Genomic DNA, 11,885 nt, shown 5'->3' on the forward strand with positions numbered 1-11,885 from the left:
GTCAACCTCCCAATCCCAGGAGACGTCCCCCCTGGTAGACTATCAGCGCCGCCCCCCAGGCGAGCGCCGTCTGGTACAAAAGCCCCACGCCGGCCCACTTCCAGGTGCCGAACTCCTGTCGCATCGCCGCGATGGCAACCACGCAAGGCATGTACAGCAGCACGAACACCATGAAGGCGTACGACGTAAGTGGTGTGAAGGCCCCCTGGATCGCCAACTTCAACCCGCCGCGGTCCTCCTCCTTTTCTTCCGGCTGGGGGAGGTAGAGAAGCGTCTTCACCGCCTTCACCGAAGCCTCCCCGAAGGAAGTGACTACCTCCTTCAGATCTTCCTGCAGGGTGGGAATCTCCTTCTTCTCCTCGCCGTGCTTGGGCGCGTAGATCTCGCCCATGGTCCCGACGACGATCTCTTTAGCGATGACGCCGGTGATGAGCGAGGACGCCGCCTCCCAGGTGCCGAAGCCGACCGGCTCGAAGATGGGGGCCACCGCGGCGCCCGCCTGGCCGAGGTAGGAATCGCGCTTGTGTTCGACGCCCCAGGGGAGGTTCAGAAGGAACCAGACGAGGACCGAGACGGCAAAGATGTAGGTGCCCGCCTTGAAGAGGAAGTGCTTCCCCTTCTCCCAGGTGTGCACGCACAGACTGCTGAAGGAAGGCATGCGGTAAGGCGGCAGCTCCATGATGAACATGGGCGCCTCGCCCCGGAAGAGGGTCCGCTTGAAGACGAGCCCCATGAGCACCGCGAGCAGGATACCCATGATGTAGAGGGACCAGATCACCGTGCTCGAGTTGTTCGGAAAGAAGATCCCGACGAAGAGCACGTAAACCGGCAGGCGCGCGCCGCAGGACATGAGCGGCACGAGGAGCGCGGTCAGCACCTTGTCCTTCGGGTTCTCAAGGGTGCGCGTCGCGTAGATCCCCGGCACGTTGCAGCCGAAACCGAGCAGCATCGGGATGAAGGATTTCCCGTGCAGACCGATGGAATGCATGGTGCGGTCCATGACGAAGGCGGCGCGGGCCATGTAGCCGCTACCTTCCAGGAAGGTGATGAAGAACATCATGGCGAAGATGACCGGCACGAACACCAGCACGGAGCCGACCCCGGCGATGACGCCGTCGTTCACCAGCGATACGGTCCAGTCCGGCGCCCCCAAGGGGGTCAGGATGGCGGAGGCCCAGCGCTTGAAGGGTCCGTCGGTCATCGCCCCGATCCACTCGCCGAACGGCGCGGAGAGATCGAAGGTCAACTTGAACAAAAGCCACATGGCGGCCATGAAGATCGGGATGCCGAGAAAGCGGTTCAGCACGATGCGGTCGATCTTCTCGGTAAGCTCGGTCTGGCGCAGCTCCGGTTTCTCCAGGATCTCCCGCGTGAGCCCGGAGGCGAGCGAGTAACGGACGTCGGCCATGATCGACTCGATGTCCTCGCCGTGGGCGCGCTTCAGATGGTGCAGCGCCTCTTCCAGGAAGCCCTGGTCTGGAAGGTTCACCTTTTCCAGCACCTGGCCGTCCTGCTCCATGATCTTCAAAAGGAGCCAGCGCTTCGGGTAACGCTCCAGGAGAGACGGGTAGTTCCGCTCCAGCGCCTCGGCCACGTAATCGGCGGCGGTCTCCACGTCCTCGCCGTAGGAGAGTTTCCTTGGAGCACGGCCCGCGCCGGCGTCCGCAACGTCCAGCACGCGCTTGAGCAACTCGTCCAGACCAGTCTTCTTGGTGGCAGAGGTGGGGACGACGGCGACGCCGAGCATCTCCTCGATTCCCTTCACGTCGATCCGGTACCCCTTCTCCTGCGCCTCGTCGTAGATGTTGAGCGCCATGACAACCGGGATGCCGAGTTCCATGATCTGCACGGTGAGGTAGAGGTTGCGCTCCAGGTTGGTCGCGTCGACGACGTTGACGATCAGGTCGGGACGCTCGTGCACCAGGTAGTCGCGGGCGACGATCTCCTCCTGGGAGTAGGGAGAGAGCGAATAGGTGCCGGGGAGATCGACGAGACGGATCTTCCTGCCGCCGAACTCGAAGAGCGCCTCCTTCTTCTCTACCGTAACGCCCGCCCAGTTGCCTACGTGAAGTCGTGTACCCGCGATGGCGTTGATGAGGGTGGACTTCCCGGAGTTCGGGTTCCCGGCAACCGCCACGGTGATGGTGCGCGCCACTGCCGGAGTGCCGCCTGCCGCCTGTTCGTCGTCCTTGTACTTAAGCTGCGTGTTGCTCACCCCGCCACCTCCACCGCGATCCCTTCCGCCTCCTTTTTCCTGAGGGAAAGGTTGTAACTTTTGATGCTGACCTCGATGGGGTCGCCCATGGGAGCAACCTTCAGGACCTTCACGTCTTCACCCACCAAAACACCCATGTCCATGAGCCGCCGCTTCAGGGGGCCTATCGACCCGATCGAGGTGATCTTCCCCTTCTGACCGGGCTTAAGCTTTGCCAGATTCATCGCACTATCTCCTCACCATGATTTTCATCGCCATGCGGCGGGCCAGGGCGATCCTCGCCTCGTCCACCCTGAGCAGGATGGTGTTGCCGCCGTTGGTCAGCATTTCCACGTTCTTGCCGATGCGGAGCCCCATCTCCTCCACCCGGACCGAAGTCTTGTCCATCCCGGCGCCGCCGGGGACGCCTTCCCCCTTGCCGAGCATGATCTCGACGATCTCGCCGTTTTCTCCCGCGCTCAAAAGTCCCAGTGGAATCATGACTGCTCCTTTACCCTTGCCGTTCTCTTTTTAGAAGCTGATCTTCGTGCGCAAGGCCAGCGCCACCACGTCGTCGCTCGCGCTGATACCCGCCGGGTTGACCAGATACTGCACCACCGGTGAGATCTCGATCTGCTCGCTCACCTTGTACTTGTAGTAAACCTCGGTCAGTTTTTCCTGGGCGTCGGCCACGGCGCCAGCCCCCTTCACCTGGCCGTAGGCGAAGCCCAAGACGTCGTCCTTGCGGCAGGGGATCACCCCCTGGTACTGCCCCCCGACACTCCAGGCCTGGTTGACGGCGTAGACGTCCCTGTCGCGCTCGCCGTAACGGGCGAAGAGGGTCAGCTTGTCGGTCACCTGCTGGTCGAAGCTCACGCCGAAGCTGTAGGCGTTCTTCCTGGTCAGCTTGTTTGCGCCGTCCTCCTTGGAGCCGTCCACCGCCGCGTAGACACGGTAGTTACCCTCCAGCTCTCCTGCCTTGTGCTTGTAGGACAGTTCGGCGACACCGAAGCCGTGGTCGAAGATGTCGGAGCTGTCCGAGTTGTCCGCGCTGTCGGCGTCTCCGCTGCCGTAGCCGATGCCCAAGGTGAGCGGCTCGGCGAGCCTCGCCAGGATTCTCGCGCCGGGGCCGTTGGCCGGGAACGGGAGCACCGCGGAGTGTACGAAGGCGGAGGAGAGGAACTGGCTGTTCTCGTCGTTGGCGACCGCGTTCGAATCGAAGTAGTTGGAGAGGTCGACCTTGCCGGCGGTGAGCAGCAGGTGGTCGTTCAGGGCCGAGTGCTCGATCCAGGCCTCGCGGAAGCGGACACGGTCGCCGGTCGAACCGGCAACGCCGTTCAGCCCCGAGAAGGAGGCGGCCTTGGCATCGATGCCGTCGCCGCCGGTGGCTTCCACGTCGATCACGGCGATGGTGTTTTCACCCACCTTGAAGTTGAAGACGAGGTCGGCACGCCCCACCACATCGGTGCCGTCCTTGGGCTTGTTGCCGATGGAGCCCTGCAGCACGCCGACCATCCCGCCGGAAAGGGCGATGTTCCTCGTGAGGGCGGTGAACTTGGTGCCGAGGTCCTCGTGGCGGTTCTGGAAGGTTCTCGTGTTGACCAAAAGCATCTCGGCGCGCAGCTCCTCCTTGAGATCGCTAAGAAGCACCAGGTCCTCCTTGTCCACAGCCTGGTTCCCGTCCTTCAGCACCTTTTCCGCCATTTTCTCGGTCAGAAGATGCACGGCAAGCGCCACGTCCATGCGGGTGCACTCCGCCTTCCCCTCCTGAAATTCCTTCGAGAAGAGTCCCTCGACCTGGTACTTGTTCCCGAGACGCAGGATCTCCTGGCAGGCCTTGTGTTTGCACTCCACCTTCTCCGGAACGACGAGATCCGGGTGCAGGGCGAAGGCAGCCCCGGAGCTTAGGAACAGGTTCCCCAAAAGGAACGCGGCGGCGACACTCATCTTCTTCATCTGGAACATGGATTCCCTCCTCTTTCTCTTTGTTACTCCAGCTGCTGTATCAAGCGTAGAGCAAGAACAATGATCATTGGATCAGCTTATGATGTAAGTCTTTTTACAGTTATCGGACCCGGCTTCTAAAACTGAATGCCAATTTCATTAGTGATTTAAAAAAACAGTTGTCCCTTTATCAGTGTTACGGTTCTTCCAAAAGAAGAGACCGTGACACTGCATATGTGCCGTGAAACAGAGACGACCGTTATGGCTATGACGGTACGGCTGGACTTTCAGCCCGACTGTGTCAGGCAGCGGCTGCACACACCGCGCAATTCGATCTTCAGCGCCTCCACGGTAAAGCCCATGCTGCGGGCCACCGCCAACTGACGCTGCTCGATGGAGCTGTTGTCGAATTCGGTGACGGTGCCGCAGTCGCTGCAGACCAGGTAGTCATGCCGTTTGCCGTGCCCCGCGAGTTCGTAGCGGGTCAGCCCGTCGCCCAGGCTGAATTCCCGGGCGATGCCCGCGGCGGCGAAGAGCCGCAGTGCCCGGTAAACGGTCGCATGGCCTATGTGGGAGTGCTTGCTGCGCAAGACAAGGTACAGCTCGTCCATATGGGTGGGGCGATCAAGGTCCACGAACGCATCGAGTATCAGGTTGCGCTGCAGGGTCGCCTTGAGCCTTTTCTTGGTGAGAAAAAGGTGGAACTGCTCTTTCACCTTCTGTTTTTTCTGAGTCACTACCGCCTCGGTTTGAAGGAGGCTTCCCTCCCGGCACTCAAATACAATGACATCCACTTTCATCAAAAACGCAAAAGCTCATTGAGCTGAAAGGCCTTCCATCATGACCGCTCAACTGCAGGGTAAACCTGACTGTAAATCGGCTACTTGATGCGATGCTCGGGTGGGATCATGCGTTGGTTTTGAAAATTGAATTCGTTTATAAAGGAGGCGGCCGGAGTTGTCAATATTTTTATTTTTAGAATTCTCAGAGCGTGCGTTGCTAGAGGAGGATGACCTTGTCGGGATAATCCATACACAGCCGCTCCAGGCTCCCGCCGGACGCGACATGCGCTATGACAATAGTGTCGGCCAGGTCAGCCATCATCAGGTTGCGCTGATAACATTTCGACTCGCAGGGATGGCTGACGCTCTGCGCGTAGCGAGAGATGACCAGCAAGCGTCCTGCACCGATAGCCCCCTCCCATTCCGGGGCCAGCCTGTTAAGCCCCCGCGCCATCGCGATGATGACGGGCTGGGCGCCCTGCAACAGCCTGCAAAGCACCTCCTTCTCCACCGGGGAGTGGTAACCCGAGATCACGCAGGTTCCCGCCTCGCGCTGCTCGTCCGCCCACCGGTAAGCCCTCTCCGCCGCCTCGCGGGGAAATCGCCGTGAACACAGGAAAGCGATCTTGTGCAGTTTCAACAATTCCGCGTTGCCCACCGAGTGCATGTGCCACCCCCTTGTCTTGATGCGGGGATTATACCGCACCCCGCATGGGTGCGCCCCTCCGCAAGCAGCCGGATGAGCGTCATTTTTTTGCGCCGGCGTCTCCCTTGACATGGCAAAAACGATGATTATTTTAGGCGCAGAAACGGATCACACCGATCACGAAAGGAGGTATTCCACATGGCAAGTTGGGATGTTTTCAGAGAGCTGGACAACCTGAGAAGGGAGATTGACGAAGCGTTCCGCGGCGTGGGCTTTAACAGGCCGTTTGGACCGACGTTCCTTTCACCGACCACGGGCCGTCGCTTCCCGATGGTCAACTTCAGCGAGGATGAGGGGAACGTCTACGTGCAGGCCCTGATCCCCGGCGTCGACCCGAAGGACGTTGATCTCTCCGTGCTAAGGAACACCCTTACCATCAGCGGTGAGCGCAAACCGTTCGCAGAAGTGAAGGGGATCATCCACCGCACCGAGCTCGGCTCCGGCAAGTTCAGCCGCACCCTAGAGCTCCCGGTCGACATCGACCCGAACCGGATCACCGCGCAATGCAGGGACGGCATCATGACCGTCACCATGGCCAAGGCTGAGCATGCAAAACCGAAGAAAATCGAGATCAAGCTTTCGTAAGCCTACTAATAAAGAGGAAGGAGGTCATGACTATGGCACCCAACAGCTTGACGGAAAGAAACGAAATGAACGTTGAAACCCGCGAGGAAACCAGGTCCAACGAGAGGTTCATACGCCCGGCGGTCAACATCATCGAAACCGACGAAGGTCTCTTCGTGACCGCAGACCTCCCCGGCGCCCCGAAGGAAAGCATCGACGTGAACGTGGAGAAAGGGGTCCTTACCATCAGCGCGCCTGCGGGTGTGTCGATGCCCGGGACTGCCGTTTACCGGGAATTCGAACTCGGAAGCTATTTCCGGCAGTTCACCGTCCCGGAAACTCTCGATCACAATAAGGCTAAGGCGGACTTCGCAAACGGCATCCTCACCCTGCGCATACCGAAGGCCGAGATCGCCAAGCCGCGGCGCATCGAGGTGCAGGTGAGCTGAGAAGAGGTCGGAGACAAAAGATGCAAAGAGGGCCGCTCACGCGGCCCTCGACGTTTCCGACAACAGCTTCGAGCTTCAAAGCCGCACAACCACCCTCCCCCTGACACCGCCTTGCAGGATCACCCCGATCTTCTCCTCGAGTCCGTCGAGCGTCACCTCGGTCGCCATGCCGTCGAGCATTTGCGGCTCCCAGGGACCGGCCAGACGGCGCCACACCTCCTGCCTCGGAACCGAAGGGCAACGCGAGGAGTCGATGCCGATGAGCGTCACGGCGCGGAGGATGAAGGGATGAACGTTGACCGGGAGTTCCGCCGAGCCGACGAGGCCGCAGCAGGTGACGGTCCCGCCGTAGCGCGTCGACTTAAGCACCGCAGAGAGAGTCTCCCCTCCCACCACGTCCACCGCCCCGGCCCAGCGTTCCTTCATAAGGGCGCGCTCCACTCCCGCCGTCACCTCCTCGCGCGGAATGACCTGTGCCGCCCCCAACTCCTTGAGAAACGCCTCGTCGGCCGCCTTGCCGGTGGCCGCCACCACCCGGTACCCTGCCTTGGCCAGGATGCTCACCGCGATGCTCCCGACGCCGCCGGTGGCGCCGGTGACGAGGACGTCGCCGCTTTCCGGCCTCACCCCCGCCCACTCGAGCTTCAGCACGGAAAGACCTGCCGTGAACCCAGCGGTGCCGAGCATCATGCTCCGGCGCAGGGAAAGCCCCTGCGGGAGGTGCACCGCCCACTTGGACGGAACCCTTATGTACTCCCCCCAGCCGCCGTCGGTCTCCATCCCGAGGTCGTACCCGGTCACGATCACTTCGTCTCCCGGTGCGAAGGCGTCATCGCTGCAGGAAACAACCTCCCCCGCGGCATCGATCCCCGGGGTGTGCGGGAACTGCCTGGTCACCCCCGGATGGCCGGTGGCCGACAGGGCGTCCTTGTAGTTGAGCGAGGAGTAGCGCACCCGCACCAGAAGCTCCCCCTCGGGGAGTTCGTCCACGCTTCGTTGCGCAATGCTCCTTGTAAAAGAGCCGTCCGGCGCCTTCTCGACCACCAGCGCCTTGAACCGTACCTCCGAATCCATGACCGCCTCCTATTCGACTGCCGCTCCGCCTGCCGGTCGGCAACGACGAAACGCTCGTCGGCGTAGATGAGTTGATGTGCCGTTTTAGACTCATGAATGATAATGGTTGACGTGACAAGGTCAAGTGAGGGTGGGGAAACAAGCAAGGAAGGAAGGGAAAACGCAGGGGCGACAAGGGTGCGACCGACAAGGGGGAAGTTAGGCTAATGGTCTTTACACCGCAGCATGGGGATAGGCCTTGGGGGAGCGGTGCTCTTCTCCGTCCCAGCGGACGACACGGTTTCTACCCTTGGTCTTGGCGCGGTACAGGGCCTTGTCCGCCGCCTCGACAAGATCCAGCCGGTTTGCGTCGCGCTGCGGCACCATGGACGCCACTCCCGCGCTGACGGTTACCACCTCGGCGGTCTCGGAATGGCCGTGGGCGGTGTTAAGTGCCTCCACGGCGCGCCGGCAATCTTCGGCGACGGCTGCCGCTTCGTCCAGCGTGAGCCCGGGCAAGAGCAGCACGAATTCCTCACCGCCGTAGCGTGCAGCGGTGTCGGCCGAGCGCCGGGCATGGGCGCCGATGGCGTCGGCCACCGCCTTCAGGCAGTTGTCTCCGGCCTGATGGCCGTAGCTGTCGTTGAAGTTCTTGAAGAAGTCGATGTCGAGAAGGATGAGTGAGATCGGCATCTCGGAACGCATGGCGCGCGCCCACTCCTGGTCGAGCATGACCTCGAAGTGCCTGCGGTTGCCGAGGTTCGTCAGAGCATCGGATATCGACAGGCGCCGCAGTTCGAGGGTCGCCTTCTGGAGCTGGCGGTTTTCGTGCTCCAAAAGGTTGGCGTTCAAGAAGTCGCGGCGCAGGTAGTTCTCCATGAGGGAGTTCGAGAAGGCGCCAATGATGATGGTTGCCACGATGCTGAAGCTGTTCTGGATCAGGATGGTTTCATCGGTCTTGTTGATGAAGATCGCCACCGCCTCGTAGGCGAGCGTGGTCGCCACCGCCCAAGAGACGGCATAGCGGAGCCTCAGGCTCACGAAGGTGAAGGCTCCCATTATGAGGAGCAGCAGACCCGAGTAATAGTAGTTTTTAGCGGGGGTCGGGTCGAAGTAGACCATCCCGACGATGCCGAGGCTCCCCACCAGCATCACCAGCCAGAGGACCGGCTGGGTGAAGCGTCTCAGGTGGGCGAAATAGGTGAAAACGAGACCGGCGATAACGGTGGGGCAGACGACGGCGTACCTGATGGTCCACATGTGCGCCCGGTCGGCAGGCAAAAGCATGAGGTCTACGACACCGAACACCGCGTAGAGGATGAGGCCGGTGAGGAGGGCAACCCGCACGTGCTTCAGGGTTTTTTCGCAGTAGTACCTGTCGAAGGTGGACTCCAGCGGTTCCGGGAAGCGCGCGGAGCGGAGTCCTCCCTCTCCCAGCGTTTTCTTCGCTGCGGCAACCATCTCCATTTCAGGATTCGGTTCGACCATGTGCACGTTTATGTCTATGTTATGCATAGCTCACTCACAGGCGCAGCTCAGGGAAGTATCAAAATTGTAATGAACGGTCATAAACGACAGCTAACAGTATACCAGCAGTCACCCATACGCAACCATTAATGCATCCACATCGTGTGAGTTCAGTCACAAAATACCCCAAAATCAGCAAAAGACCGACAAAAAGAGACCTTTGTGACATTTTCCCATCCCGCGTGTTTTCACAAAGGGGACTGGCTCCGTAGGTGCCAGTCCCCCTTTTCGTAACGGTTGCAGTTGACCGGGCGGACCATCCCTGATCGAACCGCCCTGATGGTCCCTTTACAGCACTGCGACTTTTCCCCACATCCCCCCTCACATCCCGTCAAACCACCCACTTCTTGCCGCGCCACCACCCCCTCGAAGCCCATCTTCCGCACAGCCTCCAAGCCAAGCCCAAAGAGCCTCGATCGACTTGAAGCTTCCCTTAAACAGCACATCTGCGCTTCGGGAGCAGGGCGTCATTTTTTCGCGTCTCGAGTCCCCTGCGTTTCCTCAGTGGGCTCTTCGAGACCGCCGGCTACGGGGAGCTTCCAGCTGTTGCGGATGGCCATGTACCTGAGCCCGAAACAAAAGGCCGCTCCCACGACCGACACCAGGGCGGACGGGAACTGCAGCGCGGCACCGCAGACAACCACGGTCGCACCGGCCAAGGCGGCAAGGGCATAAAGCTCCGCTCGCAAGACCACAGGAATCTCAGTCAACAGCACGTCGCGCGCCACTCCTCCGCCGATCCCCGTCACCATGCCAAAAAGAGCCGCCATGACCGGATTGAGGCCGTAGGAGAGGGCCTTATGCGTTCCGGCGACCGCGAAGAGCCCCAGCCCTGCTGCATCGAATATGAGAACGCGGGTTGCCAGCCGATTTACCGTGGGATGCCGGAAGAAGGTGATGATTCCCGCCAAGAGCGACACCGCCAGATAACGCCAGTCGTTGATCGCCGCCGGGGGCACTGCTCCTATCAGGAGGTCGCGGGTGATCCCGCCGAAGGTGGCTGCCGCAAAGGAGAGCACCAGCACCCCGAAGAGATCAAGCCGTCGCCGAACGGCCGCCATGGCTCCGCTGAGGGCAAAGACGAAGGTGCCGAGCAGATCGAGAATCAGTACGAGGTGATCCACCGTCAGTTCCTTTTTCACCAGCGTGATCCCAACGGGTTCCATGACACCTCCCACTCAGTTTTCCGTTTTTCTGCCGGGGGGGACGGTCCTTAGGATAGCGATCATCGCAACAATCACCATGAAAGCGTTGAACAGCAGCGCAACCGCGGCGGCGTAGCGTACCTGGACGTTGTCGGTGCGCCCGACGAAAAGGCCCGCCCCGTAGGTCAGGTGTCCGGCGCTCAACCCGGTGAAAAGTGCCGCCGAAATCGCCACGCCGAATGCCGCCCCGAGCGACGAGGCCATTTTGTAAATGCCTGCCGCGGAACCTACCTGGTCCTGCGGGACGTTAGACAGCGCAGCGTCGGTGGAGGGGGTCGCGTAGAAGCCCAGGCCGATGCCGAAGAGGGTGAACCCGATGACGGCCACGATCATGTATTGCCTGGCATAGAGAAATGTCGCACAGGTGAGCAGGATGCCGAGGGCGGTTATGGCACACCCCAGCAGCATGGGTTTGCGCGCTCCCCACAACTGCAACAACTTTTCACCGACCCGGATGGTGGCCAGGATGGCGACCAAGTAGCCTAGGGTAAGCAGTCCGGCTTGCAGCGAGGAAAGCCCCGCTCCCGTCTGTACGAGCGTAAGGGATACGAGCAACGTGCCCGCTGCACCGTTAAGCAGGAAATTGGACAGGGTCGCACCGGTGTACGTGCTGTTGGCGAACAGCTTGAAGTCCACAAAGGCGTTTTCCGCGCCCAGTTCGATCTTCAAGAAGGCGATTGCCGTCACGAGGAAGACCGCGGCGAGTCCCAGGATCATCATGCTCGTCCATCCAAGCTTTGATCCCTGCCCGATGATGACATTGAGGGCTACCATGGAAATCATGAAGGTGATAAGACCGGACCAGTCGATGCGGCGGCGCTCTCCGGACTGCTCGACCTTGCTTTCCGGCGTTCCTCGAATCAGCAGGTAACTGATCATGGAGACCGCAATCGCCACCCAGAAGATCCAACGCCAGCCGATCGTCGAGGCGACGATACCGCCGAACAGGGAGCAGAGCCCCGAGCCCCCCCAGGAACCGATGGACCAGTAACTGACGGCCCTTTGCCGCTGCGCGCCGTCGTAGTATGCCTTCAACAGTGCCAGGGTGGAGGGCATTATGCAGGCTGCCGAAAGTCCCTGGATGATCCGACCCGTCATGAGGAAGACGACGGTTCCCGTTGGCGAAGCTGCGATGAACAACGACCCGAGCATACTGAGAACAACGCCGATCAGCGCCATCCTCACACGCCCGAAGCGGTCGGCGACCCCCCCCATGACTACGATGAAAATGCCGGAAAACAGGGCAGTGATGCTCACGGCGAGGTTGCTCCAGCTCTCGTCGATCCGCAGCTCGGCGCGCATGTCGGGAGCCACGTTGAGTGTCGTCTGGGCAAAGAGCCAGAAGGTGACGACCGCCAGGACGATACCCAGCAGGAGCTTGTCGTTTCCCCGGTAGACGCCGGGTGCCGGAGAGCCTACTGCAATCGCAGCATTGCCATTATCGCTGGACATGTCCAAGCC

At 60.9% G+C, this 11,885-nt stretch carries 12 protein-coding genes; 2 read left to right on the top strand and 10 right to left on the bottom strand.

Annotated features, from left to right (window positions below; translation table 11 throughout):
- Window position 1 precedes the first annotated feature (1 nt).
- The 6 genes from feoB to D6Z24_RS01195 form a co-directional block, all read right to left on the bottom strand.
- Window positions 2-2,215: a ferrous iron transport protein B gene (gene feoB, locus D6Z24_RS01170; protein WP_129124707.1), complete on the bottom strand. Its 2,214-nt coding sequence runs from the start codon at window positions 2,213-2,215 to the stop codon at window positions 2-4.
- Window positions 2,212-2,439, bottom strand: a complete 228-nt coding sequence (locus tag D6Z24_RS01175; protein WP_129124708.1) for a FeoA family protein — start codon at window positions 2,437-2,439, stop codon at window positions 2,212-2,214. Before D6Z24_RS01175 ends, feoB begins: the two co-directional genes overlap by 4 nt.
- A gap of 4 nt (window positions 2,440-2,443) precedes the next feature.
- Window positions 2,444-2,695: a FeoA family protein gene (locus tag D6Z24_RS01180; protein ID WP_129124709.1), complete on the bottom strand. Its 252-nt coding sequence runs from the start codon at window positions 2,693-2,695 to the stop codon at window positions 2,444-2,446.
- 30 nt (window positions 2,696-2,725) lie between these two features.
- On the bottom strand, window positions 2,726-4,159 hold the full coding sequence (locus D6Z24_RS01185) for a carbohydrate porin (protein ID WP_129124710.1): 1,434 nt from the start codon (window positions 4,157-4,159) through the stop codon (window positions 2,726-2,728).
- 266 nt (window positions 4,160-4,425) lie between these two features.
- Entirely contained in the window at window positions 4,426-4,875 is a 450-nt protein-coding gene (locus D6Z24_RS01190) for a Fur family transcriptional regulator (RefSeq protein WP_246014529.1), read from the bottom strand.
- A gap of 262 nt (window positions 4,876-5,137) precedes the next feature.
- Complete coding sequence (locus tag D6Z24_RS01195; protein ID WP_129124712.1) at window positions 5,138-5,587, bottom strand: DNA-processing protein DprA; 450 nt, start codon at window positions 5,585-5,587, stop codon at window positions 5,138-5,140.
- 177 nt (window positions 5,588-5,764) lie between these two features.
- On the opposite strand from D6Z24_RS01195, the gene D6Z24_RS01200 reads away from it, so the two are divergent.
- Window positions 5,765-6,211: an Hsp20/alpha crystallin family protein gene (locus D6Z24_RS01200; RefSeq protein WP_129124713.1), complete on the top strand. Its 447-nt coding sequence runs from the start codon at window positions 5,765-5,767 to the stop codon at window positions 6,209-6,211.
- Between the two features lie 32 nt (window positions 6,212-6,243).
- On the top strand, window positions 6,244-6,639 hold the full coding sequence (locus D6Z24_RS01205; RefSeq protein ID WP_129124714.1) for an Hsp20/alpha crystallin family protein: 396 nt from the start codon (window positions 6,244-6,246) through the stop codon (window positions 6,637-6,639).
- Window positions 6,640-6,714: 75 nt separating this feature from the next.
- On the opposite strand, the gene D6Z24_RS01210 is transcribed toward D6Z24_RS01205, so the two are convergent.
- From D6Z24_RS01210 to D6Z24_RS01225, 4 genes are all read right to left on the bottom strand, one after another.
- Complete coding sequence (locus tag D6Z24_RS01210) at window positions 6,715-7,713, bottom strand: YhdH/YhfP family quinone oxidoreductase (RefSeq protein ID WP_129124715.1); 999 nt, start codon at window positions 7,711-7,713, stop codon at window positions 6,715-6,717.
- A gap of 213 nt (window positions 7,714-7,926) precedes the next feature.
- Window positions 7,927-9,207 (bottom strand): GGDEF domain-containing protein, encoded by a 1,281-nt coding sequence (locus D6Z24_RS01215; protein WP_129124716.1) that lies wholly within the window; start codon window positions 9,205-9,207, stop codon window positions 7,927-7,929.
- Window positions 9,208-9,686: 479 nt separating this feature from the next.
- The gene (locus D6Z24_RS01220; RefSeq protein WP_129124717.1) at window positions 9,687-10,385 is read right to left on the bottom strand and encodes a trimeric intracellular cation channel family protein; all 699 of its coding nucleotides are present in this window, start codon (window positions 10,383-10,385) and stop codon (window positions 9,687-9,689) included.
- Between the two features lie 12 nt (window positions 10,386-10,397).
- Entirely contained in the window at window positions 10,398-11,876 is a 1,479-nt protein-coding gene (locus D6Z24_RS01225; RefSeq protein WP_129124718.1) for an MFS transporter, read from the bottom strand.
- Between the last annotated feature and the right edge of the window lie 9 nt (window positions 11,877-11,885).

The organism is Geomonas oryzae (genome assembly GCF_004117875.1).
Classification (GTDB): Bacteria; Desulfobacterota; Desulfuromonadia; order Geobacterales; family Geobacteraceae; genus Geomonas; species Geomonas oryzae.

Coding starts and splice junctions, on each gene's coding strand:
- D6Z24_RS01175 (WP_129124708.1), bottom strand. CDS start 2,439: ATGAATCTGGCAAAGCTTAAGCCCGGTCAGAAGGGGAAGATCACCTCG.
- D6Z24_RS01180 (WP_129124709.1), bottom strand. CDS start 2,695: ATGATTCCACTGGGACTTTTGAGCGCGGGAGAAAACGGCGAGATCGTC.
- D6Z24_RS01185 (WP_129124710.1), bottom strand. CDS start 4,159: ATGTTCCAGATGAAGAAGATGAGTGTCGCCGCCGCGTTCCTTTTGGGG.
- D6Z24_RS01195 (WP_129124712.1), bottom strand. CDS start 5,587: ATGCACTCGGTGGGCAACGCGGAATTGTTGAAACTGCACAAGATCGCT.
- D6Z24_RS01200 (WP_129124713.1), top strand. CDS start 5,765: ATGGCAAGTTGGGATGTTTTCAGAGAGCTGGACAACCTGAGAAGGGAG.
- D6Z24_RS01205 (WP_129124714.1), top strand. CDS start 6,244: ATGGCACCCAACAGCTTGACGGAAAGAAACGAAATGAACGTTGAAACC.
- D6Z24_RS01210 (WP_129124715.1), bottom strand. CDS start 7,713: ATGGATTCGGAGGTACGGTTCAAGGCGCTGGTGGTCGAGAAGGCGCCG.
- D6Z24_RS01215 (WP_129124716.1), bottom strand. CDS start 9,207: ATGCATAACATAGACATAAACGTGCACATGGTCGAACCGAATCCTGAA.
- D6Z24_RS01220 (WP_129124717.1), bottom strand. CDS start 10,385: ATGGAACCCGTTGGGATCACGCTGGTGAAAAAGGAACTGACGGTGGAT.
- D6Z24_RS01225 (WP_129124718.1), bottom strand. CDS start 11,876: ATGTCCAGCGATAATGGCAATGCTGCGATTGCAGTAGGCTCTCCGGCA.